Origin of the sequence: Actinoplanes flavus, from assembly GCF_017592555.1 — a bacterium.
Lineage (GTDB): Bacteria > Actinomycetota > Actinomycetes > Mycobacteriales > Micromonosporaceae > Actinoplanes > Actinoplanes flavus.
In genome coordinates, this window is sequence record NZ_JAGFNS010000009.1 from 273007 (window position 1) to 298797 (window position 25791).

General features: G+C 69.9%; 27 protein-coding genes and 2 pseudogenes. 6 read left to right on the forward strand and 23 right to left on the reverse strand.

Annotated elements, in window-relative coordinates; genetic code table 11:
• Positions 1-116 precede the first annotated feature (116 nt).
• A pseudogene (locus J5X75_RS16185) lies at positions 117-889 on the forward strand (IS5 family transposase).
• Positions 890-921: 32 nt separating this feature from the next.
• Here J5X75_RS16185 and J5X75_RS45470 read toward each other — a convergent pair.
• Positions 922-1050: a hypothetical protein gene (locus tag J5X75_RS45470; RefSeq protein ID WP_274383559.1), complete on the reverse strand. Its 129-nt coding sequence runs from the start codon at positions 1048-1050 to the stop codon at positions 922-924.
• Between the two features lie 3 nt (positions 1051-1053).
• Positions 1054-1749, reverse strand: a pseudogene (locus tag J5X75_RS45475) (IS630 family transposase); the annotation flags it as partial.
• A gap of 1316 nt (positions 1750-3065) precedes the next feature.
• Between J5X75_RS45475 and J5X75_RS16195 the strand changes: the two are divergent.
• Positions 3066-3581, forward strand: coding sequence for a hypothetical protein (locus J5X75_RS16195; RefSeq protein ID WP_208468214.1), 516 nt, complete (start codon positions 3066-3068; stop codon positions 3579-3581).
• Positions 3582-3726: 145 nt separating this feature from the next.
• Positions 3727-4509 carry a hypothetical protein gene (locus tag J5X75_RS16200; RefSeq protein ID WP_208468215.1) on the forward strand — a complete coding sequence of 261 codons (783 nt, stop codon included), beginning with the start codon at positions 3727-3729 and terminating at the stop codon, positions 4507-4509.
• Between the two features lie 9 nt (positions 4510-4518).
• On the opposite strand, the gene J5X75_RS16205 is transcribed toward J5X75_RS16200, so the two are convergent.
• The 3 genes from J5X75_RS16205 to J5X75_RS16215 form a co-directional block, all read right to left on the reverse strand.
• Positions 4519-4851: an STAS domain-containing protein gene (locus J5X75_RS16205; RefSeq protein WP_208468216.1), complete on the reverse strand. Its 333-nt coding sequence runs from the start codon at positions 4849-4851 to the stop codon at positions 4519-4521.
• Positions 4848-5678, reverse strand: a complete 831-nt coding sequence (locus tag J5X75_RS16210; RefSeq protein ID WP_208468217.1) for an ATP-binding protein — start codon at positions 5676-5678, stop codon at positions 4848-4850. The genes J5X75_RS16205 and J5X75_RS16210 overlap by 4 nt, the downstream gene beginning before the upstream one ends.
• 98 nt (positions 5679-5776) lie before the next feature.
• Complete coding sequence (locus J5X75_RS16215) at positions 5777-8533, reverse strand: DEAD/DEAH box helicase (RefSeq protein WP_208468218.1); 2757 nt, start codon at positions 8531-8533, stop codon at positions 5777-5779.
• A gap of 78 nt (positions 8534-8611) precedes the next feature.
• Between J5X75_RS16215 and J5X75_RS16220 the strand changes: the two genes are divergently transcribed.
• Entirely contained in the window at positions 8612-9355 is a 744-nt protein-coding gene (locus tag J5X75_RS16220; protein WP_307798110.1) for an HAD family hydrolase, read from the forward strand.
• Here the strand turns inward: J5X75_RS16220 and J5X75_RS16225 are convergent.
• From J5X75_RS16225 to J5X75_RS16255, 7 genes are all read right to left on the reverse strand, one after another.
• A complete protein-coding gene (locus J5X75_RS16225) occupies positions 9346-9528 on the reverse strand; it encodes a hypothetical protein (protein ID WP_208468219.1) in 183 nt (60 codons plus the stop codon). The two genes, J5X75_RS16220 and J5X75_RS16225, sit on opposite strands and share 10 nt — an antisense overlap.
• A 41-nt stretch (positions 9529-9569) precedes the next feature.
• Entirely contained in the window at positions 9570-10499 is a 930-nt protein-coding gene (locus tag J5X75_RS16230; RefSeq protein ID WP_372450889.1) for a diacylglycerol/lipid kinase family protein, read from the reverse strand.
• 84 nt (positions 10500-10583) lie between these two features.
• A complete protein-coding gene (tatC, locus tag J5X75_RS16235) occupies positions 10584-11537 on the reverse strand; it encodes a twin-arginine translocase subunit TatC (protein WP_208468221.1) in 954 nt (317 codons plus the stop codon).
• Between the two features lie 9 nt (positions 11538-11546).
• Entirely contained in the window at positions 11547-11849 is a 303-nt protein-coding gene (gene tatA, locus J5X75_RS16240) for a Sec-independent protein translocase subunit TatA (protein WP_208468222.1), read from the reverse strand.
• Between the two features lie 128 nt (positions 11850-11977).
• The gene (locus J5X75_RS16245; protein ID WP_208468268.1) at positions 11978-12223 is read right to left on the reverse strand and encodes a hypothetical protein; all 246 of its coding nucleotides are present in this window, start codon (positions 12221-12223) and stop codon (positions 11978-11980) included.
• Positions 12224-12238: 15 nt separating this feature from the next.
• Positions 12239-13225 (reverse strand): helix-turn-helix transcriptional regulator, encoded by a 987-nt coding sequence (locus J5X75_RS16250; RefSeq protein WP_208468223.1) that lies wholly within the window; start codon positions 13223-13225, stop codon positions 12239-12241.
• On the reverse strand, positions 13222-14211 hold the full coding sequence (locus J5X75_RS16255) for a helix-turn-helix transcriptional regulator (RefSeq protein WP_208468224.1): 990 nt from the start codon (positions 14209-14211) through the stop codon (positions 13222-13224). Before J5X75_RS16255 ends, J5X75_RS16250 begins: the two co-directional genes overlap by 4 nt.
• Before the next feature lie 76 nt (positions 14212-14287).
• Between J5X75_RS16255 and J5X75_RS16260 the strand changes: the two genes are divergently transcribed.
• Positions 14288-15370 (forward strand): DUF3866 family protein, encoded by a 1083-nt coding sequence (locus tag J5X75_RS16260; RefSeq protein WP_208468225.1) that lies wholly within the window; start codon positions 14288-14290, stop codon positions 15368-15370.
• Positions 15371-15406: 36 nt separating this feature from the next.
• Here the strand turns inward: J5X75_RS16260 and J5X75_RS16265 are convergent, their stop codons facing one another.
• The 9 genes from J5X75_RS16265 to arc all read right to left on the reverse strand — a co-directional run bounded on the left by J5X75_RS16265 (position 15407) and on the right by arc (position 23704).
• Entirely contained in the window at positions 15407-16057 is a 651-nt protein-coding gene (locus J5X75_RS16265; protein WP_208468226.1) for an O-methyltransferase, read from the reverse strand.
• A gap of 96 nt (positions 16058-16153) precedes the next feature.
• The gene (locus J5X75_RS16270; RefSeq protein ID WP_238488132.1) at positions 16154-16354 is read right to left on the reverse strand and encodes a hypothetical protein; all 201 of its coding nucleotides are present in this window, start codon (positions 16352-16354) and stop codon (positions 16154-16156) included.
• 26 nt (positions 16355-16380) lie between these two features.
• Positions 16381-17739, reverse strand: a complete 1359-nt coding sequence (gene pafA / locus J5X75_RS16275) for a Pup--protein ligase (protein WP_208468227.1) — start codon at positions 17737-17739, stop codon at positions 16381-16383.
• Positions 17740-17848: 109 nt separating this feature from the next.
• Complete coding sequence (gene prcA, locus J5X75_RS16280; RefSeq protein ID WP_208468228.1) at positions 17849-18646, reverse strand: proteasome subunit alpha; 798 nt, start codon at positions 18644-18646, stop codon at positions 17849-17851.
• A 34-nt stretch (positions 18647-18680) separates the two neighbouring features.
• Positions 18681-19520, reverse strand: coding sequence for a proteasome subunit beta (gene prcB, locus J5X75_RS16285; RefSeq protein ID WP_208468229.1), 840 nt, complete (start codon positions 19518-19520; stop codon positions 18681-18683).
• 143 nt (positions 19521-19663) lie between these two features.
• Complete coding sequence (locus tag J5X75_RS16290; protein ID WP_106320381.1) at positions 19664-19879, reverse strand: ubiquitin-like protein Pup; 216 nt, start codon at positions 19877-19879, stop codon at positions 19664-19666.
• Between the two features lie 100 nt (positions 19880-19979).
• A complete protein-coding gene (gene dop / locus J5X75_RS16295; protein WP_372450890.1) occupies positions 19980-21497 on the reverse strand; it encodes a depupylase/deamidase Dop in 1518 nt (505 codons plus the stop codon).
• A gap of 65 nt (positions 21498-21562) precedes the next feature.
• Positions 21563-21796 (reverse strand): hypothetical protein, encoded by a 234-nt coding sequence (locus J5X75_RS16300; protein ID WP_208468230.1) that lies wholly within the window; start codon positions 21794-21796, stop codon positions 21563-21565.
• 126 nt (positions 21797-21922) lie between these two features.
• Complete coding sequence (gene arc / locus J5X75_RS16305; protein ID WP_208468231.1) at positions 21923-23704, reverse strand: proteasome ATPase; 1782 nt, start codon at positions 23702-23704, stop codon at positions 21923-21925.
• Positions 23705-23878: 174 nt separating this feature from the next.
• Here arc and J5X75_RS16310 point away from each other — a divergent pair, with 174 nt between their 5' ends.
• The gene (locus tag J5X75_RS16310) at positions 23879-24166 is read left to right on the forward strand and encodes a ferredoxin (RefSeq protein ID WP_208468232.1); all 288 of its coding nucleotides are present in this window, start codon (positions 23879-23881) and stop codon (positions 24164-24166) included.
• Between the two features lie 31 nt (positions 24167-24197).
• Here the strand turns inward: J5X75_RS16310 and J5X75_RS16315 are convergent, their stop codons facing one another.
• Together J5X75_RS16315 and J5X75_RS16320 are read right to left on the reverse strand one after the other, a co-directional pair.
• Positions 24198-24788, reverse strand: coding sequence for a hypothetical protein (locus tag J5X75_RS16315; RefSeq protein ID WP_188126163.1), 591 nt, complete (start codon positions 24786-24788; stop codon positions 24198-24200).
• 61 nt (positions 24789-24849) lie between these two features.
• On the reverse strand, positions 24850-25788 hold the full coding sequence (locus tag J5X75_RS16320; RefSeq protein ID WP_307798111.1) for a tRNA (adenine-N1)-methyltransferase: 939 nt from the start codon (positions 25786-25788) through the stop codon (positions 24850-24852).
• Positions 25789-25791 lie beyond the last annotated feature (3 nt).

Consider the following 25791-nt stretch of genomic DNA (forward strand, 5'->3'; position numbering starts at 1 on the left):
GTGTTTAAGAAGCGGCTGGCCGTGTCGGTTGTTCGGGTGTGTCGGTGATCGATATGTGAAGAGGTCTCCGGTAGATCGGTTAGCGACCAAGCAAACCGAAGACCCCCGGAGACCTCGTGGACACCATACCGGTGGCGGGGCGGTTCGACCTGACCGACGAGTTGCTGCCTGTCGGTAAGAAGCCAGGGCGCCCGCCGATCTGGACGAGATGGCAGCTCATCGATGGGATCAGGTGGCGGGTGCGGGCCGGGGTGCCCTGGCGTGACGTGCCGCCGCAGTACGGGCCGTGGCAGAGCGTCTATGGACTGTTCCGCTGCTGGCAGCGGGCCGGGGTGTGGGCGCAGATCCTCACCGGGCTGCAAGCTCTCGCCGATGCGGCCGGGCTGATCACCTGGGATGTCAGCGTCGACTCGACCACCGCCCGGGCGCATCAGCACGCCGCCGGCGCCCGGCGTGACAGCGGATCGCAGGTGCAGCCGCCGGGTGGTGTCGGACCGGCCGAGCCGGACGATCACGCGTTGGGCCGGTCGCGGGGCGGGTTCACCACGAAGTTGCATCTGTCCTGTGAGCAGGGCTGCCGGCCGATGTCGTTGCTGGTAACGGCCGGCCAGTGGGGCGACAGCCCGCAGTTCGTGGCGGTGTTGGAAGGCATCCGGGTGCCCCGGCTCGGGTCCGGGCGGCCCCGGACCAGGCCGCGAACCGGCGTAAGAAGGGCTCGGCCGGTGGTCGCCCACCGGCCTTCGACCCCGCCGACTACCGGTTGCGTAACGCTGTCGAACGGGGCATCAGCCTGCTCAAACAGCATCGGGCCGTAGCCACCCGGTTCGACAAGCTAGCCGTGCGCTACCTGGCCACCGTGCAGATCGCCGCGATCAACAGGTGGTTATGAACCCATCTTCTACTGAGCTTTTGAGGTCAGGGTCAGGGTGGTGCCAGTCCGCTGGTGGTGAGGAATCCGAAGGCGAGGGTGGGCCGGTACTGCATGCGTTTGAGACGGTTCTTGGTGATGCGGAGTAGGTCGTCGATGCCGCCGGGGGCGAGGTTGGTCATGCCGCGTTTGAGGCTGGACCACATGTTCTCGACCGGGTTGAGTTCGGGGGCGTAGCCGGGCAGCCGGTAGACGCGCAGTCAGGGTCGGGCGGCGATGAGGGCGCGCATCTTGGCGGACTTATGGGCGGGCAGTCCGTCCCAGAGCAGCACGATCGGGCCGCGTAGTTGCTGGTGGGCGGTGTCGAACAGGTCGGCGAAGTGGTCTTCGCCGAAGCCTTTCGGTTCGCCTTTACGTCCTCGGTGGACCATGGCGCGGTAGATGATGCGCGGCCGTTGTCCGGTGCGATAGGCGACGATTCCGGCGAAGGAGAGTTTGCGGCCGCCGCGGCCGGCGACCTTGACGATCGGGGTGGTGCCTCGCCGGGCCCAGGTGCGGGCCCAGGCTGGTCTCAGCGTCATGCCGGACTCGTCGGCGAAGGGCTGGTCCAGTGCCTGGATGCCGGCGCGGTTCTCGGTCACGGATGCGGCCACGACGATGACTACCAGCAGGAAGCCCAGCGTGTCTGTGACTACGCTGCGCTTACGGCCGACGATCTTTTTGGTGGCGTCGGTTCCTTGCGTCGCAGTCGGCGGGTTGGTGAATGTCTTCACGCTCTGCGTATCGATTACGGCAGCGGTGGGCTGCGGATCGCGGCCGGCTTTGACCCTGGCGAGGGCGGTCAGATCGACATTGAGATGGGCGAATATCAGCCGCCGAATAGCGGACGAAACAACACTTACCCAGAGAGGTACGTACTAGTAGATCAAGTACAAATTGAATGCCCTCTGATGTTGTATCCACAACGCGCAGACGATCATGCGGTGGCCGCACCTATTCCGGCGGATCCGAAGCTACATCACGAACGGCGGCTGCCGCAGTTAGTCACAATGAGAACCGGCCCCGTTCAGCGCTTCCGCTAGCACCGGGGCCGTTTCCCTAGCCTGTGACGCATTTAAACTTCTGCAACTTCCCGACGGGATTATGGTCGAGTCATCTCATTTTCTAAGCTTTGCGGATCCTTATAGCCTCTGATAAGCCCATAGTCGCATCACGAAGAGCATCGGCGCTGGACACCGTAGATGCAGCTCGCGAGCCTCGCGACCTCTGCCCTATCGCTGAGATTAGCACTAGCTGCATGCTGCCAGATCAAACACTCGCATCAGGGTAGTCAAAAAATGAGCCTTACTGGAGCCATTTCGAACCGTACCCTACTTGAATAAACGACCGCGGCTTACCTGAAGGAGTTAGGCGCTTCTTCTTGCGTAGCAGGTTCGCCCGGTAGAACATACCTGGAATTCCACAATCGGGTTAGCGGCGCTTCCTACCCGCTGGATGCCACAACCGGCCGATGCACCATTGGAGTCTCCAACCCGCCCCGAGGCTCCCGAGCGAAGCCAATAGTTGACGCTATAGCCATAACCGTCAGCAACGGTATCGCATGCATCAATGATTTGATGACTGTCTCGAACCTGCCCGTAGCCGCAGTCGGTCAAACCGGCCGCCCCGCAGAACTTTGGGCCGTACTCTCTGACGTCGTGGGCGTATGCGGGTGTGCCCCAGGCTAGCGTCAAAGCGCTCAAAGCAAGGCCAGTTGCAGCCGTAACGGCGCCCATTGCGGTCTTCCTCACATCTCTCCTTTAGGTCGAGATATCCATTCTGCACGCTTTAACGCGCGAACGCAGCCTAGCGGAAGACCAAATAGCCGTCAATGTATCTATTTGTGAGCTTCGTGGCACTCGGTTATGTAGCAGCTTGGCGTTGGCGGGTCCGCCGCAGCTGAGGCACTCGAGCATTCCAGCAACCGCGGTCCAGTGGATCATGTGCTCGGCCACTGCGTCGACGACCAGGACGCCGTCGGGGCCGCCGCGCCGGTCGACGACCCGCCGTACGCTCAGCCGCACGCCGTGCCGCTTGGCGAGGCGGGCTCGCTGGGCGCTGGTGTATTGCTCAGATTCAACTGGTCGTCGCAACATCGGCCTGTTAAGAGATCGTAGATGTTCGTCGAGGGCTTCGGCGGGAGTCGTCCAGCACCATCGTGTTCGACGCACCTCGGCACGGCCGCGGCTTCTTCGAAGCCCTCATCGTCGACAACCTCGACCTCGGCCGCCCGCACAACGTCGAAATCATCTTCGGCCGCAAGGTCCGCCGCGACACCCGCGGCACCTTCCGCACCGCCATCGACCGCCGCGACAACGGCGGCGTGCTGCTCAACGTCTTCTACAAACACTCCCGGATCAAGCAATACCTCAAAGACGGCCGCGCCCTGCGCATCGAGACCGTCGTCAACACACCCCGCGACCTGGGCTGCCACGCCCGGCTACCCAAGCTGGACGACCTGCAGGCCAAGGCCCGTGCCGACAACAACCGCTACACCCTCACCCCGGACGGCATCCGCATCGCGATCTTCTACACCAAGGTCTACAACCGGCTCCTGGTCCCACTCACCAGCGCCGACCAATTCCAAGCCCCACCGGACCTACGCGCCGCACTGGTCACCATCACCCGCAACGTCGACGACTGCGACCACGCCCGCCTGCCCCGCGCCGCCTGAAACTTGCCTCCATTATGAAGAAACTAGAGACCAGAGAGCGCTGGGCGCCCGGGCGTGACCTTGACCGCACCCCGCGCTGGACTGTACCTATACGGGTCGCGCGATCACATAGGGTTTCCGATGCGTCGATCCATGGGGGAACTAAATGTCGCCATCTCGCCCTGCCCTGCTCGCTCTCGCCACCGTCGCGCTGGCCGCCGGGTGCACCACGCCGGCCACCTCGCGGTCGGCCGCGCCCGCGTCCACGCCGGGCACCGAGTCCACCTCGGCGGCCGCCGCGCCGAGCCCGTCCGGCGCCCCGGCCCGGGACCAGTTGCTCGCCGCGCTGGAGAAGTCACGCGCGAGCACCTACCGGTTCAGCGTGACCGGTGACGTGCCGGACAAGCAGAAGGTCGCCGGCTCCGGCACCTTCGACCCGAAGGCGAAACGCCTCAGCGTCAAGTACAAGATCACCGGTAAGGAGACCGAGCAGAGCCAGCGGATCGTGGTCGGCACCGACCTGTACTCGCGGGAGAAGAGCAACGAGACCTGGGTGCACCTGGACCTGAAGCGGATCAAGAAGGACTCACTGTACTGGTTCGACATGACCGACCCGACCGGCCTGTCCCGGTTCACCTCGTCGGTCGACCAGGTCCGCAGCACCGGGCCGAACGCGTACGCCGGCACCCTCGACATCGAGGGCGACAAGTTCAACGACGGCTTCCTGCCGGTCGGCACCCCGGCCATCTCGGTCTGGTTCGGCGGCAACGCCCAGTTCACCGCGACCACCGACGCGGCCGGCTGGGTCACCTCCATCGGTGTGACGCTGCGCGACAGCGACGGCGCGCTGAAGATGACCACCCGGCTCAGCGGCCACGGCAAGCCCTCCGGGGTGAAGAAGCCGTCCAACTACGGCGAGGCCTGGGACTTCTACTACGACAAGAAGTAACGGCCGGGGTCACATGTCGAAGAGGTCGGCGGCCCGGGTGGCGCGCAACAGCCACCGCAGGTGCGGCTGCGGATCGTGCAGGTGGCAGGTCGCCTGCCGGGCCTCCGCCACCCGGCGGGCCGCCACCAGCATCCGCAACCCGGCCGCGTCGCAGAAGTCCACGCCGGCCACGTCGATGTGGATCTGCCGGACCGGGTCGCCGAGACCGATCAGGTCGTGCACCTGGGTCAGGTCGTAGAGCTGGGTCTGCAACGCCTCCACCGACATGGCGTCCAGGCTGCCCTGGAGGGTGATCAGCAGACGGTCGCCCTCCCGGCTGCCGGCGATCCGTGTGCCGGTCACGACGGCGCCTCCGGACGGGCCCGGATGATCGCCCAGACCAGCTTGCCGCCGCGGGCCGGCAGGGCGCCCCACGCCGACGCCGCCGACCCGACGATCCGCAGCCCCAGGCCCCGGTCGACCAGCGACGGGCCGAGCGGGCCGGGCACCGGATCACAGACCCGGGGCAGCACCAGGTCACCGTCGTAGACGGCCAGGTGCAGCGCGGCCGCCGGCCCGGAGCCGCGCGACGACACCACCACCTCGATGTCGGTGCCGGCGTGCTCGGCCGCGTTCACCACCAGCTCGGAGATCACCAGGCGGGCCCGTTCGCACAGGTGGCCCAGGCCCCAGCCGGCGCAGGCGTCGGAGACCAGTGACCGGGCCTGCATCGCGGCCGCCGGGTCCGGGGGCAGCGCCAGGTGCAGCCGGTCCGGCAGCGCGTTGCGGCCGGCCAGCGCGGCCCGGGCCTGCGACACGGTCGCGTACAGCACCAGCCAGTCCCGGGCGCCGAGACGCCGCAGCCGCCGGGCCACCGGCGCGTTCGCCGGCACGCAGACGGCGACCGCGACCGGCGGTTGCAGGGCGGCCCCCTGGGCGCACGCGGTCAGCCACAGCGGCGCGCTCACCGCGTGCGGGTCACGCAGCCGGTGCAGGTCCACGATCACCCCGGTCGGGTGCTCGGCCAGGCATTTGTCCAGCACCGTACGGGCTTGCACCGACCGTCGCCGGTCCCAGCCGCCCCACACGGACAGCTCGATGACCGCGGTGTCCGCGTCGATGACGGCCAGCACCGAATCCGCCACCGCATCGCCGGACCACCCGATCAGGTGCGGTGAACCCGCGCTCATACCCTCTTCTCCCGGAAATCAGCGACATCGATGCCGCCGCCGCAATTCTTGGATTATCCGGGAGATAGCGTCAACGGTGATTCACCATCCGCCACGATCTACAGGGCGCTCTGCAGAGCCAGCACCCCCCGGTTGACCGCCTTGATCGCCTTGCGGGCCGTCTCCTTCACGCTCGGCGTGGCGGCGGACGCGTCCTTCAGCTGGCCGAGCAGGTCGAGCACCTGGCGGGCCCACCGGACGAAATCGCCGGCCGGCATGTCGGCGTCGTAGTGGCCGCTGGCCAGCACCCGGGCCAGCGGCTCGCCACGGGCCCAGCGGTACATCGGCCAGACGAAGCCGGCGTCGGGCTCGCGGGTCAGCGACAGGCCGTGCTCCGACTCGTCGGCCGCGATCTCGCCCCACAGCTTGGCGCAGGCGTCGACGGCGCCGCTGACCGGGCCCTTCGGCACCGAGGCGCGGTCCTCGCCCTCCCGGCGCGACTCGTAGAGCACCATCGACACGGCGGCGGCCAGCTCCTCGGGGGCCAGACCCTCCCACACGTCCTGGCGCAGGCACTCGGCGACCAGCAGGTCGGCCTCCGACCAGATCCGGCCGAGCATCCGGCCGGCCTCGGTCACCTCGCCGTCGGACGAGAGGTAGCCGCGGGCGGTCAGGACCGCGCACACCTGGTCGAACGTCCGGGCGAGCGAGCCGGTGCGCCCGGCCACCTTGGCCCGCAACGTCTCGGTGTCACGGTGCAGACGGTGCCGCCGCTCGGCCCAGCGGGCGTGCTCCTCCCGCTCCGGGCAGGAGTGGCAGGGGTGCTGCCGCATCCTCGTCTTGAGCAGCGCGATCTCGGCGTCCTCCCCCGGGTTGGCGCGGCTGCGGCCGCTCCGGCGACGGTCCGGATGCCGGTCCAGGCCGGTGGCGCTGACCTGGGCGGCCAGATCCCGGCGGGCGCCCGGCGAGCGGTGGTTGAAGTTCTTCGGCACCCGCACCCGGGCCAGCACCTCGACCTGCCCGCCGAAGTCGCCGGGGCTGACCCGGCCGGCCCACCGGTCCTGGGTGAGCACCAGCGGCCGCGGCTCCCCGAACCCACCGGTCGCCGGCTCGACGACCACGGCCAGCCCGGCCCGGCGGCCCTGCGGCACCCGGATCACGTCGCCGGTCCGCAGCCGCTCCAGTGAGTCGACGGCCGCCGACCGGCGCTGCTGGACGCCCTGGCGCGACAGCGACTTCTCCCGGTCGGCGATGGCCACCCGGATCCCGAAATACTCGTCGAAGTCGCCGTGGTGGCAGGCGGCGTCCTCGGCATACGTCTCCATCGTCTCGACGTTGCGCTGCACCTGCCGGGCCAGGCCGACCACCGACCGGTCCGCCTGGAACTGGGCGAACGACGACTCCAGCAGCTCCCGGGACTTCTCCGCGCCGACCGAGCCGACCAGGTTGACCGCCATGTTGTACGACGGCCGGAACGACGACCGCAACGGATAGGTCCGCGTGGAGGCGAGCCCGGCCACGTGACGCGGGTCCACGTCGGGGCTCCACAGCACCACGGCGTGGCCCTCGACGTCGATGCCGCGGCGCCCGGCCCGGCCGGTCAACTGCGTGTACTCACCGGGGGTGAGGTCGACGTGCGCCTCGCCGTTGAACTTGACCAGGCGCTCCAGCACCACGCAGCGGGCCGGCATGTTGATGCCCAGCGCCAGCGTCTCGGTGGCGAACACCGCCTTGACCAGGCCCTTGACGAAGCACTCCTCGACCGCCTCCTTGAAGGCGGGAAGCATGCCGGCGTGGTGGGCGGCGACGCCGCGCTCCAGGCCGTCGAGCCACTCCCAGTAGCCCAGGACCGACAGGTCCTCGGACGGGATGGCGGCCACCTTGGCCGACACGATCCGGCGGATCTCGGCCCGCTCCTCCGGGTCGGTGAGCCGCAGCCCGGCGTCGAGGCACTGCTTGACCGCCGCGTCACAGCCGGCCCGGCTGAAGATGAACAGGATCGCCGGCAGCAGCCCGGCCCGCTCCAGGCGGTCGACCACCTCGGGCCGCGGCGGGGGCTGCCAGCGGCGGGCCCGGCCGCCCCGCCCGGCCCACCCGCCGGCGCGGTCGGTCAGCTCCATGCGCCGGTCCATCTCCCGGGTGTAGCGCAGCAGCTCGGGATGGACGTCGTGCTTGCGGGCCGCGTCGGCGTCGTGGAACAGGTCGAACATCCGCCGGCCGACCAGCATGTGCTGCCAGAGCGGCACCGGCCGGTGCTCGCTGACCACCACCTCGGTCTGCCCGCGGACGGTGACCAGCCAGTCGGCGAACTCCTCGTAGTTGCTGACCGTCGCGGACAGCGAGACCAGGGTGACCGACGCCGGGAGGTGGATGATCACCTCTTCCCAGACCGCGCCCCGGAACCGGTCGGCGAGGTAGTGCACCTCGTCCATCACCACATAGGCCAGATTGCGCAGCTGGTCGGAGCCGGCGTAGAGCATGTTGCGCAGCACCTCGGTGGTCATCACCACCACCGGGGCGTCCCCGTTGATCGCGTTGTCGCCGGTCAGCAGGCCGACCTTGTCGGCGCCGTAGCGGGCCACGAGATCGTGGTATTTCTGATTGGACAGCGCCTTGATCGGCGTGGTGTAGAAGCACTTGCGCTCCCCCGAGCGCAGCGCCAGGTGCACCGCGAACTCGCCGACCACGGTCTTGCCGGCGCCGGTCGGAGCGCAGACCAGGACCCCGCTGCCACGCTCCAGCACCTGGCAGGCCTCGCGCTGGAAATCGTCCAGGTCGAAGCCGACGTCGAGCATGAAATCCTCGAGGGCCGGATAGGTGGCGACCCGCGCCGCCCGCCGTCTGGATGCCGCGTACTTCTCGGCGGGACTAGTCATGACCCAAGGCTAGTTCGTGCGTACGACAATTCGCAGCACGGTATAGGGCCGCGAGGGCCACCGGGACCGGTCGGTAAGGTGCACGGCGTGCCGCTTGCCTCGAATCCTCCAAACCGTCCGGTGCGGCCCGTCGAGGCCGTGCTCTTCGACTTCCACGGCACACTCGCCCAGGTGGAGGACCCGCTGACCTGGGTGATCGCCGCGGCCGCCGCGTGCGGGACCGAACTGGACCGGGGTAGGGCGACGGTCCTGGCCGACCGTCTGACGACCGCCGGGCGGGCCGGCGGACCGCTGCCGCACCGGGTGCCGCCGCACCTGGCCGAGCACTGGGCCGACCGGGACCTGTACCCGCACAGTCACCGCGCCGCCTACACCGGCCTGGCCGCGACCGTCCACACCGACGTGGCGGGGCTCGCGGACGCCCTCTACGAGCGGCTGCTGCTGCCGGAGGGCTGGCTGCCGTACCCGGAGACCGAACCGACGCTGCGCAAACTCCACGAGGCCGGGGTGAAGGTGGCGGTGGTCAGCAACATCGCCTTCGACATCCGGCCGCTGTTCGCCGCCTGGGGGCTGGACGGGTTCGTCGACGGTTACGCGCTCAGTTACGAGATCGGGCGGATCAAGCCCGACCCGATGATCTTCTACCGGGCGTGCGGCCTGCTCGGCGTCGACCCGGAGCGGGCGCTCATGGTCGGCGACACCCCGGCCGACGCGGGCGCCGTCGACGCGGGACTGGCCGCGCTGGTGCTGCCCGCCGCCGACCCGGGCCGGCCGAACGGCCTGTCCGCGGTGCTGTCACTGGCGCTGGCCGGTCAGGCGTAACAGTCCAGGACGGTCCCCTGACGGCCCTTCTTCACCGCGTCCGCGGCCGGCGTCTCGTCCGGCGACGGGACCGCCGCCTCGGCGATCGCCTTGAGCGTCTCCCTGGCGCCGCCGAACAGCGAGGCCGCGCGGGTGGCCACCGACGGGACGCTGCTGCCGATCGAGTTCGTCATGCCCTACGGTTCGGCGCGCCCGGCGAGATCTGACCCCCGGGTCAACGGAGCAACCGGACCGCACCCGGCACACAGCTCACCTCGACCGGCAGGGGGCCGAGACGCTCGCCGTCGGCGTACCCGATGATGCCCTCCGCCTCGATCCGCACCTCGCGCGCCCGCAGCACGGTGATCCGCGGATCGGTGACGTGGGTGCCGTTGCGCAGGCGCGGCTTCAGCCGCGTGATCGCCGCGCGGCCGAGCGTGGTCGCGAAGATGACGTCGAGCAGGCCGTCCGCCGGGTCGGCGTCCGGCACGATCCGCAGCCCGCCGCCGTAGCTGGGACAGTTGCCCACCGCCACGATCTCGCCCCGCAGATGATGGACGGCGCCGTCGATGGTCACCGTGTAGTCACGGGCCCGCAGCCGGGCCAGCTCCAGCACGATCGCCAGGTCGTAGCGGCGCGGTCCGGACGGCCGGCGCATCCGGTTGGCGCGCTCGTTGACCAGCGCGTCGAACCCGCCGGCCAGGACCGCGCAGAACCATCGCCGCTCACCCCGGGCGTCGCGGGTCCGGGCCAGATCGAACCGGTGGTCCCGCTGATCACGGAGAGCCTCGGCGATCGCCTCCGCGGCCTTCAGCGGATCATGGGGTACGCCCACCGCGCCCGCGAAATCGTTGCCCGTCCCGGCCGGCACCACCCCGAAGCCCACCGGCTGCCCGGCGACCGCCTGCAGGGCCCGGTGCACCGTGCCGTCGCCACCGACCGCCACCACGGCCGCGGCCCCGTCCTCGACCGCCCGGTGGCAGGCCAGCTCGGCCTCGGCACTGCTGCCGGCGTCCAGGAGCCGGACCGTGTGCCCGGCCGCCCCGAGGGCCTGCAACACCCCCGGAAGCAGACCGCGGTGCCGGCCCCGCCCCGCCGAGGGGTTGGCCAGCACCGCGATGAAGTCGCTCGTCACAGCCGCGAAGGTACCCCCGATCGCGATCACCGCCGGTGCGGGGGTGGGTGATTCCCCGGCGCCCGCGATCCTGGTCGTCGCGGGCGGCGGGAGATCACCGCGGAGTGATCCGGCTCAGGTCATGTCGTCGAAGCGGCGTTCGATCGGCATCGGCTTCTCCACCGGCGCCGGCGCGTCGATGGCGGTGGGTGCCTCGACCGGGTCGGACGCGCCGACCGGCACCCGCTCCTCGGCGAGCGGGGAGATCGTGTCGTCGTCGAGCCCGGCGTAGATCTCCTTGCCGCGGCCCTTTCGCTTGTCGTTCAGGAACGCAACCCCGACGGCGATGAAGTACAGCACCGAGATGCAGGCCGCGAGGAGGGTCATGCCGAACGGGCCCGGGTCAGGGGTGGCGATTGCCGCGAACACGAACGCCAGGAAGACCACCGTCCGCCACCAGCTCAGCAGCCGCCGTGCGCTGACCACGCCGGTGAAGTTCAGCATAAGCAGCAGGAGCGGAAACTCGAACGCCGCGCCGAACAGCAGCAGCATGTTCATCACGAAGCCGACGTAGGAGGTGACCTCCAGTTTCGTCGGCTCGCCGATCACACCGGCCTCCATGATGAAGGAGAGGCTGTGACCGATCACGAAGTAGGCGAGCGTCGCACCGGCGAGGAACAGCGGCGTGGCCAGCGCAACGAACACATACGCCCACCTGCGCTCATGACGGTGCAAACCGGGCGCGACGAATGCCCAGAGTTGATAGAGCCAGACCGGCGCACCAACGATCAGACCCACCCACAGTGCGATCTTCAGGCGCAACATCAGCTGGTCGGTCACCGCGAGGCTGATGAACTCGCAGCTACCGGTCGCGTCCGCCGAGCTCGGCAGATCACAGTACGGTGCCTTGAGGATCGCAAAGACGTCCTGCGAGATGACAAAGCCGACGATCAGGCCGGCGACGATCCCCAATGACGCGATGAAGAGCCTGTTACGCAGCTCGCGGACGTGCTCGATGAGCGTCATGGAGCCGTCGGCGGCCTGCTGGAACTTGCTGGGTCCCTTGTTCTTCCGAAGGCTCAGTGCCATCGGCCCGGGTCAGCGGTCATTGGTGCGCTGCACCGGGTCCACGTACGGCTGGGCGGGCGGCTGCTGCGGCTGCTGGTAACCCTGCTGCTGGTACGGCTGCTGCACCTCGCCCTGGAGCGGGGTGCGGCTATGCTGCGGCTCAGCCTTCTCCGCGACGTTGTTGTCGTCGTCGACGAGGCCCTTGGTTTCCGCCTTGATGATCCGCAGCGAACGGCCGAGGGACCGCGCCGCATCCGGCAGTCGCTTCGCGCCGAAGAGCAGGATCAGCACAACAACGAGAACAATGATGTGCCATGGCTTGAGGGCGCCCATGGGAGACTCCAGTCGGTCGGATCAGGTTGCGGGGTCCATCGTACGTGTGGATCCCCGGGATGTTGCCCTCCGCATCCTTCCGGTTTCTTATGATCTTCGGAAGGTCCGGACAACGGGCCGGGAACTGCCTACCGGCGGCCGAGACCGGCTTTGATCTGCTCCACCGTCTCCTGCGCCCGCTCGGCCCGCCCCTGCACGGCGAGCATCGTCTCCTGCATCACCTCGGCCTTGGCCTGCAGGGCGAGCGCCTGCTCCTGGCGGTGCTGCAGCCGCCGGGCCGCGCGCTCCAGGACCCTCAGCCGCCCGAGCAGTCTCGTCCCGGCGACGATCATGACGATCAGCGCGACCGCCACCACGGCGATCCAGACCCACATCAGCACGCGGCCACCCTATCCGGCCGCCGGCCGGTCCGCCGCGAGGCCGTGCGGCGCGGCGTACTGGTCGAGGGCGGTCGCGGCCTGGGCACGGATCCGTTCCAGCAGCTCGGGCGGGCCCACCACGGTGACGTCACGGCCCTGCCCGGCCAGGAACCGCTGCGCCCAGCCGAGGTCGGTGACCCGCATCGTGACCAGCCACTCCGGGCCCTCCCGGACGACCTGCTCGACCGGGTAGTACTCGGTGATCCAGCGCCCGCCGCGGCCCACCCGCAGGGTGACCAGCGGCAGCTCCGGGCCGGGGTGGAAGACGCCGCCGGTGACGTCGTGCGGCACCGCGCCGACCGGCGGCGCGGACGGCTCGTCCAGCTCGGTGAACGCGTCGATCCGGTCGATCCGGAACAGCCGGGTCGCCTCGGCCCGGCGGCACCACGCCTCCAGGTAGTTGAAGCCGCCGACCATCAGCATCCGCATCGGGTCGACCACCCGATCGGTGGTCTCGTCCCGCGACGGGGTGTAGTAGGTGAGCCGCAGCGCGTTGCCGGAGGCGACCGCGGCCCGGACCTTGGCGAGCCGCTCCTGGTTCGCCGGCAGCTTGACGGCCACCGGGGCGTCCGCCAGGTCACCGGCCGCGTTCTCGATCTTGGCGAGGGCCCGCTCGATCGCGTCCCGGGTGCCGATGCCGGGCGTCTCGGCGAGCATCCGCAACGCCACCACCAGGGCGAGGGCCTCGTCCGGGTTGAGCCGCAGCGGCTTGTCCATGCCGGCGTCGTGGCTGATCGTCACGTGGTCGCCGTCGATCGCCATGTCGATCAGGTCGCCGGGGCCGTAGCCGGGCAGCCCGCACACCCAGAGCAGCTCCAGGTCCTCGCGCAGCTGCTTGTCGGTGACGGCCAGGTCGGCGGCCGCCTCGGAGATCAGGATCCCGGGCCGGGCCAGCAGGTACGGCACCAGGTTCAGCAGCCGCCCGAGCCGGTCCGCGGAGGGCGTCCGCGCGCTCATGCCGGCACCGCCGGGGTCTCGTGCCGGGTGATCATCTCTTTGAGGTGCTGGATGACGGCGTCGCGCAGCTCGGGCGGGCCGTCGGCGCGGGCGTCCGGACCGTACCCGGCGATCCGCGAGGCCAGCCAGTCCACGTCGCCGTAGCTGATGGTCAGCCGGTCGCCGTCCGGTCCCGGGGTCACCTCGGCGGCCATCCGGCGCAGCCCGGCGGCCCGGCCGGGGCGGACCGTCACGGTGGCCCGGCCGTTGCGCGCGATCGGCCCGGACGAGCGGGCCACGTGGCTGATCAGGTCCGCGCCGACGGGCGGCTCGAAGGCGCCCGGGCGGCCGGTGGCCTTGACCTCGCCGACGATGCGGGACAGGCGAAAACAGCGGGTGGCGGCCCGGTCGCGGTCGTGGCCCACCACGTACCACCGGCCGCGCCAGCAGACCACGCCCCACGGCTCCAGGCGGCGGGTGCTGGGATCGTCGACCTCGGGCACCCGGTACTTGAAGGTGACCGCGCGGCGCTCCCGGGCGGCCGAGGTGAGCGGCCCGAACGACGGGTCGACGGTCACCACCGGCTCCACGCCGAGGGTCGCCTGCGGGTCCACCTCGACGCCGGCGGCCCGCAGCTTGGCCAGCCCGGACGAGGCGGCGGCGGCCAGTCCGGCGTGCTGCCACAGGCGGGCCGCGATGCCGACGGCGGCCGCCTCGTCCGGTTCGAGAAGGATGTCGGGCAGCGCGTACTCCCGCTGGGCGATCCGGTAGCCGGGCTCCTGGTCGAAGATGCTCGCCGTACCGGTCTCCAGGGGCACGCCCAGCTCACGCAGCTCGGCCTTGTCCCGTTCGAACTTGCGCTGGAACGCCTCGTGGTCGCGTGGGTCCGACGGGTCGTGCTCGTAACCGGGCACGGTCAGGGCGATCTGCGCGGCGGTCAGGAACCGCCGCGTCGACAGGAGGCAGATGACCAGATTCACCAGGCGCTCGGTACGAGTGCGCGACACGAGTGGCAACGCTAGCAGCACCCGGTCGCGGGACTGTCAGGCGTCACTGCCCGGCGCACCTTGTAGGGTTCGCCGCATGGTGCGATGGCGGTCCGGGACGGTCCAGGCGGTGCGGCGCAGCTGGCACGGGGCCGTCGAGCTGGAGGTGAGCACCGGCGACGGCCCGCTGCGTGCCCTCGCCTACCCCGACCTGGTCGGCAGCCCGGAGCCCGGCGACCGGGTGCTGCTCAACGTCGGCGCGCTGGTGATGGGCCTCGGCACCGGAGGGTACGCGCTGGTCGTCGCCCTTCCCGACCGGCTGCCCGCGGATCCGGCCGGCGACGGCGCCACCCGCGACAACGGACACCTCGTAAAGGCCCGCTACACCCCGTTGCAGGCGATCCGGCTGGGCGTGGACGAGGAGGCGTCGCCGTACCGGGAGGTGCTGGCCGCCGCCGAGTCGATCGACGGGATGCCGGTGGTCACCGCCGACCTGCACTCGGCGCTGCCGGCGATCCTGGCCGGGGTCCACGCCGACCGGCCGGACGCCCGGGTGGCCTACCTGATGACCGACGGCGGGGCGCTGCCGGCCTGGTTCTCCCGCACTCTCGACGGGCTGCGCGGCCATCTGGCCGGGACGGTCACCACGGGGCAGGCGTTCGGCGGCGACCTGGAGGCGAGCACCGTGCACACCGGGCTGCTCGCCGCCCGGCACGTGCTGCACGCCGACGTGACCATCGTCGCCCAGGGGCCGGGCAACCTGGGCACCGGCACCACCTGGGGCTTCTCCGGGGTGGCCCTGGGCGAGGCGGTCAACGCGGTCGCGGTGCTGGGCGGGCGGCCGGTCGGCTCCCTGCGGATCTCCGACGGCGACGGTCGCGAGCGGCACCGTGGCGTGTCGCATCACAGCCTCACGGCGTACGGGAAGGTCGCCCTCGTCCCCGCCGACCTGCCGGTGCCGGACGGCCTGGAGCCCGAGCTGGCCGCCCTGGTCGATGCCGCGCTCGCCCCGCTGAGCGGGCGGCACCGCCTGGTCCGCGTCGCCACCGGCGGCCTGGACGCGGCGCTGCGGGCCGCCCCGGTCCCGCTCTCCACGATGGGCCGCAAGCTGGACCAGGACCACGGCTACTTCCTCGCGGCCGCGGCCGCGGGCCGGCACGCGGCGGCGCTGCTGGCCTGACCGGCCGCCACCTCGACCCGGTCGCCGCCCCTGCGGTCAGTCCCGTTTGCGGATCAGGGTCACCCCGTCGCGGACCGGCAGCATCACCGACTCGACCCGGTCATCGGCGACGATCAGATCGTTGAGGGCGGCCACCACCCGGTCCGCGTCGTTCGCCGGGTTCAGCACCCCGCCGCCGCGGAGCACGTTGTCGAAGACCAGCAGACCGCCGGGCCGCAGCCGGGGCACCAGCTCGGCGTAGTAGTCCGGGTAGCCGGTCTTGTCGGCGTCCACGAACCCGAAGTCGATCACCGGGTCCGGGGCGAGAGCGCGCAGCGTCTCGATCGCCGGGGCGATCCGCAGCTCGATCCGGTCGGTCAGCCCGGCACGCTCCCAGTAGTCGCGCGCCACCGACGTCCACTCCTCGGAGACGTCGCACGCCAGCAACCGGCCGCCCGGCCGCAGCCCCCGGGCGATACAGATCGACGAGTAGCCGGTGAAGGTGCCGACCTCGACCGCGTAGTCCACCCCGGTGAGCCGGACCAGCATGGTGAGCAGGGCGCCCTCGTCATGCGAGATCTGCATCCCGGCCGCCTCCGGTTCGAGCTTCGACCAGGTCTCGGCGGCCAGGTCACGCAGCACCGCGTCGGCGGGCGTGCAGTGGGTGAGAAGGTAGTCGTTGACGGCGGGATCGACGATGTCACTCATACCGCCCAGCCTGCCGCACCACCGCACGGCTCCGCTGCCCCGTCCGGCAAAGGATTCCTTCGATGCCACGACAGCCCGATTTTGATCTTCGGGGTCTCAGGACGTGATGATCAGGTAGGCCCAGCCGGCCAGAATGAGGCCGAGGACGGCGGCCAGCACCCACGTGGGGATGCGATGGTTGCCGGCACGGGCGCGCTGGATGTCGCGGTAGATCTTCTCGCGGCGGCGTTCGTGCCGGCGGGAGCGCACCTCGTGCTCGGAGCGCTCGGGTGGTTCGGGCTGGCCGGGCATCGTCATGACCCGGCCAGCCTAGCCCGCCGTGATCACATGCTGGCGATCAGCCGCTCCACCCGCTCGTCGTAGGCGCGGAACGGGTCCTTGCAGAGGACCGTGCGCTGCGCCTGGTCGTTGAGCTTGAGGTGCACCCAGTCGACGGTGAAGTCGCGCCGCTTCTCCTGGGCGTGCTTGATGAACTCGCCGCGCAGGCGCGCCCGCGTGGTCTGCGGGGGCGTCTCCTTGGCCTCGAAGATCTGCAGGTCGTTGGCGATCCGGTCGACCTGTTTGCGCTTCTCCATGAGCGCGTAGAGGCCGCGGCCCCGGCGCACGTCGTGGTAGGCCAGGTCGAGCTGGGCGATCCGCGGGTGTGACATCGGGATCTCGTGCTTGGCCTGGTAGCGCTCGATCAGCTTGTACTTGGAGACCCAGTCGATCTCGCGGGAGACCGGGTCGAGGTCGCCGCTCTCGATCGCGGCGAGGACGCGGCCCCACAGCTCGACGACCCGCTTGGCGACCGGGTCGCCGCCGCGGCGCTCGACGAACTCGGTGGCCTTCGCCAGATACTCCTGCTGGATCTCCAGCGCGGAGACCTCCTTGTTGTTCGCCAGGCGGATCTTGCGGCGGCCGGTGATGTCGTGGCTGACCTCGCGGATGGCCCGGATCGGGTTCTCCAGGGTCAGGTCGCGCATCACCACGCCGGCCTCGATCATGCGCAGCACGATGTCGGCGCTGCCCACCTTGAGCAGCGTGGTGACCTCGTTCATGTTCGAGTCGCCGACGATCACGTGCAGGCGGCGGTAGCGTTCGGCGTCCGCGTGCGGCTCGTCGCGGGTGTTGATGATCGGCCGGGAGCGGGTGGTGGCGCTGGAGACGCCCTCCCAGATGTGCTCGGCGCGCTGGGAGAGGCAGAACACCGCGCCGCGCGGGGTCTGGAGCACCTTGCCGGCGCCGCAGATGAGCTGGCGGGTCACCAGGAACGGGATGAGCACGTCGGCCAGCCGGCCGAACTCGCCGTGCCGGCTGACCAGGTAGTTCTCGTGGCAGCCGTACGAGTTGCCGGCGGAGTCGGTGTTGTTCTTGAAGAGGTAGATCTCCCCCGCGATGCCCTCGTCGTGCAGACGCTTCTCCGCGTCGACGAGCAGGCCTTCGAGGATCCGCTCGCCGGCCCGGTCGTGGGCGACCAGGTCGGTGACGGAGTCGCATTCGGGGGTCGCGTACTCAGGGTGGGAACCGACATCGAGGTAGAGGCGTGCGCCGTTACGGAGGAACACGTTGCTGCTGCGTCCCCAGGACACCACTCGGCGGAACAGGTAGCGGGCCACCTCGTCCGGAGACAGCCGCCGCTGCCCCCGGTAGGTGCACGTGACTCCGTACTCGGTCTCGAGGCCGAAAATTCGCCGTTCCATGACGAAACACTACCGGTAAGGACCGGTTCAGCGGCACCCACAACGGGCCCTTTCATGACAGCGGGGCGTGGTCCAGGCGACCACGCCCCGCGATCGTGCGAACCGACCGCTACTTCTCGGTGTCCTCCGACGCGGCCGACTCGGTCGGCTTGCCTTCGGCCGGCGCGGGCGGCGCCGCGTCGACGTCGCCCAGCTCCGCCTCCGGAACCGGCTCGTGCTCGAGCAGGGTGGTCAGCGCCGCCCCGGTGATCCGCCGGAACGCCCGGCCCGGCCGCCGCCGGTCCAGGACCGCGACCTCGAGCTGCTTCGGCGTCAGGGTGCGGGCCTGGCCGTTCTCCCCGCCGACGCTGCCGAGCGCCTCGGCGGCCAGGGCCAGGGCCACGGTCAGCTCGGCCGTCGCGTCGTGCCGCTCGCGCAGCACGTTGCCGATCGCCTCGGCCTGGCCGCCCATCGCCATGAAGCCGGGCTCGTCCATGACCGAGCCGTCGTAGGTGATCCGGTACAGCTCGTCGGACTCCGGTGAGGCGCCGACCTGCGCCACGCAGATCTCCACCTCGTACGGCTTCTGCGTCTCCGAGAAGATCGCGCCGAGGGTCTGCGTGTACGTGTTGGCGAGCGCCCGCGCCGTCACGTCACGCCGGTCGTAGCTCAGACCGACCATGTCGGCCATCCGGACGCCGCCCCGCCGGAGCGCCTCGAACTCGTTGTACCGCCCCACCGCGGCGAACGCGATCTTGTCGTAGATCTCGCTGATCTTGCGGAGGGTGGTGATGTTCTCGGCGACCAGCAGGATGCCGCCCTCGTAGGTGAGCACCACGGCCGACCGGCCGCGGGCGATGCCCTTGCGGGCGTACTCCGAGCGGTCCCGCTGGACCTGCTCGGGCGACGCGTAGAACTGCATTGCCACGGGTGGCTACCTCCTCTTTCTCGAAAAGCGCGGGTCAGCCGCCCGGGTTCTCCATACGGCCCGCGACGACCCGCTCGGCCACCGTGGTGATCTCTTCGTCGCTGAGGCGGTGGGTGCCGGACGCCGTCGCGGTCATCACCACCGGGTAGATCTTGCGGGTCACGTCCGGCCCGCCGGTCGCGGTGTCGTCGTCGGCCGCGTCGTACAGCGCCTCGACCGCCAGGTTGATCGCGTCGTCGGTGCTCAGCCCGGCCCGGTAGCGCTTCTTCAGCGCCGACTTCGCGAACAGCGAGCCGGAGCCGATCGCCTCGTAGCCGGTCTCCTCGTAGAGGCCGCCGGCCACGTCGAAGCTGAAGATCCGCCCGGCCCGCGCCGGGTCGGACGGGGACAGGTCGAAGCCCGCGAAGAGCGGCACCACGGCCAGGCCCTGCATCGCCGCGCCGAGGTTGCCGCGCACCATGGCCGCCAGACGGTTCGCCTTACCGTCGAGCGAGAGCATGGCGCCCTCGATCTTCTCGTAGTGCTCGAGCTCCACCTGGAACAGGCGGATCAGCTCGATGCCGATCCCGGCCGTCCCGGCGATGCCGATCAGCGAGTAGGCGTCGGCCGGGTGCACCTTCTTGATGTCCCGGCTGGCGATGAGGTTGCCCATGGTGGCCCGGCGGTCACCGGCCATCACCACACCGTCGGCCGTCGCGATCGCGACGATCGTGGTGCCGTGCGGCGCGATGTCCGCGGACAGGCCCGGGGGAAGCGGCCGCCGGCCCGGTAGCAGCTCCGGGGCGGCCTGGCTCAGGAACTGCGTGAAGGAGGACGTCGAAGTGCTGGTGAAGAAATCCGGTAGACGCCCGGATGGATCAAAGCCCGTCGCCACGTGGTTCCTTTCAGGTACGTGCAGTTGAAGCACAATATCCCGCCGAAGCGAGCGGTTGCGATCAACGCCATCGACATGTCTTGAGGAAATGCCGGACGCCGCCGAAACGGCGACGTCCGGTCACTTACAAGCGGACAAAACGGTCACTGACCGCCCTTTTGGACGTATCCCCTCACGAACTCCTCGGCGTTCTCCTCCAGGACGGAGTCGATCTCGTCCAGCAGGTCGTCGACGTCCTCGGTGATCTCCGCGTGCCGCTCGGCGACCTCGGGATTGGCCTCGACGGTGACGTCCTCGATCTCCTGGTCGCTGCGGCCCTTCCCGCTCTGCGACTGACCACCTGTGTCTCGGGTTGCCATGGATGCCCCCTTCTGAAGCCACCCGAAGTCCTGCACCATCGGGTTGGGAAAAACCTACCTCGCGCCTATGACGAAAAGTCCCGCCGGAACGGGTGTTTTATTACCGGCTCGTGATCACCTCGAGCAGATCCTTGGCGCTCTCACACGTGTCGAAGAGCTGGCCGACGTGCTTCTTGGTGCCCCGCTCCGGCTCCATCATGGGCACCCGGACCAGCGATTCCCGGCCCACATCGAAGATGACCGAGTCCCAGCTGGCGGCGACCACCTCGGAGGCGTACTGCGCCAGGCAGCGGCCCCGGAAGTAGGCCCGGGTGTCCTCCGGCGGCTCGTACATGGCGCGCTGCGTGTCGTCGGGGTCCAACAGGGTCTTCATCGACCCGCGGGCCACCAGGCGGTGGTAGAGGCCCTTCTCCGGGCGCACGTCCGAATACTGCAGGTCGACGAGCTGGAGCTTCGGCGAGGACCAGCCGAGGTTCTCCCGCTCCCGGTAGCCCTCCAGCAGCCGCAGCTTGGCCACCCAGTCGAGGGTGTCGGACAGCAGCATCGGGTCGCGGCCGAGCTTGTCCAGCACGTCCTCCCAGCGGTCCAGGACGTCGAGGGTCTGCTCGTCGGCGTCCTGGCCGTACCGGTCGTCGACGAACTGGCGGGCGCGCTCGTAGTAGGCCCACTGGAGGTCCAGTGCGGTGAGCCGGCGGCCGTCGCGCAGCCGCATCAGATGCCCCAGCGCCGGGTCGTGGCTGACCGCCTTGAGCTCGGAGACCGGGTCGGCGATGCCCAGCTCGCCGGTGAACACCTTCTCCTCGATCATGTTCAGCACCAGGGCGGTGGTGCCGACCTTGAGGTAGGTGGCGATCTCGGAGAGGTTGGCGTCGCCGATGATCACGTGCAGCCGGCGGTACTTGTCGGCGTCGGCGTGCGGCTCGTCCCGGGTGTTGATGATGGGCCGCTTCAAGGTCGTCTCCAGACCCACCTCGACCTCGAAGAAGTCGGCGCGGGAGGAGATCTGGAAGCCGGAGCCGCTGCCGTCCTGCCCGATGCCGACGCGCCCGGCGCCACAGTAGATCTGCCGGGTCACGAAGAACGGGGTGAGGTGGGCGACGATGTCGGCGAACGCGGTCTGCCGGCGCATCAGGTAGTTCTCGTGGGCGCCGTACGACGCGCCCTTGTTGTCGGTGTTGTTCTTGTAGAGCTGGATCCGGTGGGCGCCCGGGATGGTGGCGGCCCGCCGCGACGCCTCGGCCATCACCCGCTCGCCCGCCTTGTCCCACTTCACGATGTCGAGCGGGTTGGTCACCTCGGGCGTGCTGTACTCCGGGTGGGCGTGGTCGACGTAGAGCCGCGCGCCGTTGGTCAGTATCACGTTGGCCAGGCCGAGGTCCTCGTCGGCGAGTGCCTCCGCCGGGTCGTAGGCGGCGCCGGAGTAGGTGAAGCCCCGCGCGTCACGCAGCGGGGACTCCTCCTCGTAGTCCCAGCGCGCGCGGCCGTTGCGGTTGAGCTCGGGGCGGGCGCCGTAGGCGTTGACCACCTGGGACGACGTGACCATCGGATTGGCGCCGGGCTGACCGGGCACCGAGATCCCGTACTCCACCTCGGTGCCCATAATCCGTCGAACGCTCATGCGACCACCCTGTTCTTTAGGACCGCGCTGTCCGCCACGAGGCCAAGCCTGCTCATGCATCGAGCCTAGACGCTCTCATGGCGCTTTCCGAAGCTGCCCGTGCGCGCGTCGGCACCTTGCGTGGCGATGTTGATCATCGGGAGCCGGCGGGCGGGCGATCGGGCCGGACGCTCCACGTACCGGTGACCTGCCCAGGCCGTGCCGAGGGCACCCGCCGTGAGCAGCGGCGCGCCGATCAGCGGCCGGCCGGCGGCGTGGACGGCCGCCGCGAGGACCGGGACATAAAGCAGATAGCGCAAATAACCGACCGGGCCGGGCCACGCCGGCGGGCGCTGTTCGCTCAGCGCGTAGCCGGGCCGGGCGACTGTCGAACGAGGACGGGGCCGGAGGGAGAACCCTCCGGCCCCGTCCACCGCACGTGCTGGTTACAGGTACTGACCGGTGTTGGTGGCGGTCTCGATGGACCGGCCGGCCTCGGCGCCCTTGCCGCCGGAGACGAGGGTACGGATGTAGACGATCCGCTCGCCCTTCTTGCCGGAGATCCGGGCCCAGTCGTCGGGGTTGGTGGTGTTCGGCAGGTCCTCGTTCTCCCGGAACTCGTCGACGCAGCTGTCGAGCAGGTGCTGCAGCCGGAGCCCCTTCTTGCCGGAGGTGAGGAACTCCTTGATCGCCATCTTCTTGCCACGGTCGACGATGTTCTGGATCATCGCGCCGGAGTTGAAGTCCTTGAAGTACAGGACCTCCTTGTCACCGTTGGCGTAGGTGACCTCCAGGAAGCGGTTCTCCTCCGTCTCCGTGTACATCCGCAGGACGACGGCCTCGATCATCGCGGCCACCGTGGCGTCCCGGTTGCCACCGTGCTCGGTCAGGTCGTCCGAGCTGAGCGGCAGGTCGGCCAGGATGTACTTGGCGAAGATGTCCTTCGCCGCCTCCGCGTCCGGGCGCTCGATCTTGATCTTCACGTCGAGACGGCCGGGCCGCAGGATCGCCGGGTCGATCATGTCTTCCCGGTTGGAGGCACCGATGACGATCACGTTCTCCAGGCCCTCGACACCGTCGATCTCGCTGAGCAGCTGGGGAACGATCGTGTTCTCCACGTCGCTGGAGACACCCGAGCCACGGGTCCGGAAGATCGAGTCCATCTCGTCGAAGAACACGATCACCGGGGTGCCCTCGCCGGCCTTCTCCCGGGCACGCTGGAAGACCAGGCGGATGTGCCGCTCGGTCTCGCCCACGTACTTGTTCAGCAGCTCCGGGCCCTTGATGTTGAGGAAGTAGCTGGTGTGCTTCTCCTCGCCACGCCGCTCGGCGATCTTCTTGGCCAGCGAGTTGGCCACCGCCTTGGCGATCAGGGTCTTGCCGCAGCCGGGCGGGCCGTAGAGCAGGATCCCCTTGGGCGGGCGCAGCTGGTGCTCCCGGAACAGGTCGGCGTGCAGGAACGGCAGCTCCACCGCGTCGCGGATCTGCTCGATCTGCGAGTGCAGGCCACCGATGTCGCTGTAGTCGACGTCGGGGACCTCCTCCAGGACGAGCTCCTCGACCTCGCTCTTCGGGATCCGCTCATAGGCGTACGCCGAGCGCGGCTCGATCATCAGCGAGTCGCCGGCGCGCAACTTGGTGATCTCGAGCGAGTCGGCGAGGAACACGATGCGCTCCTCGTCGGCGTGCGACACCACCAGCGCCCGGTCGGCCGGACCACCCGACGGGTTGTCCAGGACCTCCTTGAGCAGCACCACCTCGCCGGTGCGCTCGAAGCCGAACGCGTCGACGACGTTGAGAGCGTCGTTCAGCAGGACCTCCTGGCCCCGCTGGAGCTCGTCGGTGGCGAGCGACGGCGAGACCGCCACCCGCAGTTTGCGGCCACCGGTGAACACGTCCACCGTGCCGTCCTCGTGGGCCGTCAGGAACACGCCGTAGCCGCTGGGCGGCTGGGCTAGCCGGTCAATCTCTTCCTTGAGAGTGACGATCTGGGCCCGGGCTTCCTTGAGGGTCGCCACGAGCCGCTCGTTGTTCTCGGTCACTCGGGCCAGCTGCGCCTGCGTTGCCGCGAGCCGTTCCTCGAGCTGCCGGAGGTGTCGGGGGCTCTCCGTCAACTTCCGCCGGACCAGAGCGAGTTCCTCTTGCAGAAACGCGACCTGACTCGAGAGATCGTTGACTTCCTTCTCCGCTCGCGCGGCGCGGGAGTCCGCTTCGTCGCTACGTGCCACGTCCCACCTCCCCGGGGGGCTCGAACGTCTTGGGTCAACACTAGCCGTTCGGAAACCGATTTTGACCCATGCAACACCCTCGTCACCGACTCTTGATCGATTGGTCCGACCGCACCTGAGCCGGTCGGACAGACTTCGGGTACCGTCAGCCGTCACCGGTTGTGGGAGGTAGAAGTGTCGGCTGACACTGATGAGCTGCGTGTCTGGATCGATCAGGACCTGTGCACCGGTGACGGACTCTGCGTGCAGTACGCCCCGGAGGTGTTCGAACTGGACATCGACGGACTCGCCTATGTGAAAGACCACTCCGGCGAGTTGCGGCAGGAACCGGGGGCCCGGGTAGGGGTGCCCAGGGGCCTGCTCCTGGAGGTCGTCGACTCGGCCAAGGAGTGCCCCGGCGACTGCATCCACGTGGTCCGGGCGTCCGACGGCACGGCGGTCGCCGGCCCCGGCGCCGACTGACCGCCGCCGCGCGAGTGAAGGTGAGTGACGGTCAGAGGGTGGGACGCCCGACCAGGGACGCCACCACCCGGGAGAACTCCTCGAGCCGGGCGATCTGACCAGGCCCGCCGTCGTCCAGCGTCTTGCCGAAGCGCAGCGCGTCGTGCCGCAGCGGGGCACGGCCCTCCTCCTCGCCCACGCCGGGCGGCGGCACCGCGTCGTCGACCGAGCTGAGCAGCAGGTAGACGTCGATGCTGTCGACCCGCGCCTGCCCGTTCGGAGTGCGGGTCAGCCGCCGCCGGCAGCCCACCTCGGTGACCGTGGACAGCGGCACCACCCGCAGCGACGAGGTCATCGCGCCGGCCGGGCCGTCGCCGGGCGCCACGTCCTCCCCGTGCCACAGCACCAGCCGGCTGCCGTCGCAGACGACGACCTCCTGCCACACCCCGTTCACCTCGTTGACGAAGCGCTCCAGGGTGAAGCACAGCACCTGGGCGCCGCGCAGCACCCCGAACAGCGCCTCCAGCGCCACCTCGGGATCACGCAGGTAGGCGCGGGCCGCCGAATCCAGGTCCGGGTAGGGCGACCAGTCCGGGAAGACCGCGGGCATCTCGTTGCTGCCGCCGAAGGGCGGAGAACTCATGGCTGGCGCTCCTCCGTGTCGTCCCGATCGCTAGGAACCTACCGGACCGCGATGGAGACGGTCACTCCCCCGTCGACTCCTCCCGCTGCGCGGCGAGAGCGGCCTGGGTGGCCTTGCGGATCGCGTACGCCTCCGCGCCCTTGCTGGGCTTGCGGCGCCGCGGCGGCGCGGTGACGCCGGGCGCGAGCTTGCGCGCCGACACCAGGAAGGCGGTGTGCGCGATCATCCGGTGGTCCGGCCGCACCGCGAGCCCGTCGGCGTGCCAGTCGCGGACCAGCGACTCCCACGCCCGCGGCTCGGTCCAGCCGCCCCGCTCGCGCAGCGCCTCGACCAGTTCGGACAGCTGCGGGGTGGTGGCCACGTAGCCGATGAACACGCCACCCGGGACGAGCGACTTCTCGACCATGTCGAGCGCCTCCCACGGGGTCAGCATGTCCAGGATGATCCGGTCGAAACCGGTGATGTCGTTGCCGGCCACGTCACCGTGGTGCAGATGCCACGCCGGGTGCGGGCCGCCGAAGAACGCCTCCACGTTCTTCCGGGCCACCGCCGCGAAGTCGTCGCGCAGCTCATAGCTGTGCACCTCGCCGGAACTGCCCACGGCCCGCAGCAGCGAGCAGGTCAGCGCGCCCGAGCCGGCGCCCGCCTCGAGCACCTTGGCGCCCGGGAAGACGTCGCCCATCGCGACGATCTGCGCCGCGTCCTTCGGGTAGATCACCTGCGCGCCGCGCGGCATCGACAGCACGTAGTCGGACAGCAGCGGCCGCAGCGCCAGGTAGGCGGTGCCGCTGGACGCGGTGATCACGCTGCCGTCGGGCAGGCCGATCAGGTCGTCGTGCTCCAGGGCGCCGCGGTGGGTGTGGAACGCCTTCCCGGGCTCCAGCACGATGGTGTGCATCCGGCCCTTCGGGTCGGTCAGCTGAACGCGGTCACCCGCCCGGAACGGTCCGCGGTGCGCGGGCACCGAGTCGTCGACGGCGGTGGTCGGGGTTGTGGTCACTGC

What these genes read in the sequence shown, in the direction of transcription:
- J5X75_RS16265 (WP_208468226.1), bottom strand. Translation starts at nt 16,057, where the DNA reads ATGAGTGACATCGTCGATCCCGCCGTCAACGACTACCTTCTCACCCAC.
- J5X75_RS16270 (WP_238488132.1), bottom strand. Translation starts at nt 16,354, where the DNA reads ATGACGATGCCCGGCCAGCCCGAACCACCCGAGCGCTCCGAGCACGAG.
- J5X75_RS16210 (WP_208468217.1), bottom strand. Translation starts at nt 5,678, where the DNA reads ATGAGCGCGGGTTCACCGCACCTGATCGGGTGGTCCGGCGATGCGGTG.
- J5X75_RS16315 (WP_188126163.1), bottom strand. Translation starts at nt 24,788, where the DNA reads ATGAGTTCTCCGCCCTTCGGCGGCAGCAACGAGATGCCCGCGGTCTTC.
- J5X75_RS16260 (WP_208468225.1), top strand. Translation starts at nt 14,288, where the DNA reads ATGGTGCGATGGCGGTCCGGGACGGTCCAGGCGGTGCGGCGCAGCTGG.
- pafA (WP_208468227.1), bottom strand. Translation starts at nt 17,739, where the DNA reads ATGGAACGGCGAATTTTCGGCCTCGAGACCGAGTACGGAGTCACGTGC.
- J5X75_RS16245 (WP_208468268.1), bottom strand. Translation starts at nt 12,223, where the DNA reads ATGTGGGTCTGGATCGCCGTGGTGGCGGTCGCGCTGATCGTCATGATC.
- tatC (WP_208468221.1), bottom strand. Translation starts at nt 11,537, where the DNA reads ATGGCACTGAGCCTTCGGAAGAACAAGGGACCCAGCAAGTTCCAGCAG.
- J5X75_RS16215 (WP_208468218.1), bottom strand. Translation starts at nt 8,533, where the DNA reads ATGACTAGTCCCGCCGAGAAGTACGCGGCATCCAGACGGCGGGCGGCG.
- J5X75_RS16250 (WP_208468223.1), bottom strand. Translation starts at nt 13,225, where the DNA reads ATGAGCGCGCGGACGCCCTCCGCGGACCGGCTCGGGCGGCTGCTGAAC.
- tatA (WP_208468222.1), bottom strand. Translation starts at nt 11,849, where the DNA reads ATGGGCGCCCTCAAGCCATGGCACATCATTGTTCTCGTTGTTGTGCTG.
- J5X75_RS16225 (WP_208468219.1), bottom strand. Translation starts at nt 9,528, where the DNA reads ATGACGAACTCGATCGGCAGCAGCGTCCCGTCGGTGGCCACCCGCGCG.
- J5X75_RS16200 (WP_208468215.1), top strand. Translation starts at nt 3,727, where the DNA reads ATGTCGCCATCTCGCCCTGCCCTGCTCGCTCTCGCCACCGTCGCGCTG.
- J5X75_RS45470 (WP_274383559.1), bottom strand. Translation starts at nt 1,050, where the DNA reads ATGACCAACCTCGCCCCCGGCGGCATCGACGACCTACTCCGCATCACC.
- J5X75_RS16290 (WP_106320381.1), bottom strand. Translation starts at nt 19,879, where the DNA reads ATGGCAACCCGAGACACAGGTGGTCAGTCGCAGAGCGGGAAGGGCCGC.
- dop (WP_372450890.1), bottom strand. Translation starts at nt 21,497, where the DNA reads ATGAGCGTTCGACGGATTATGGGCACCGAGGTGGAGTACGGGATCTCG.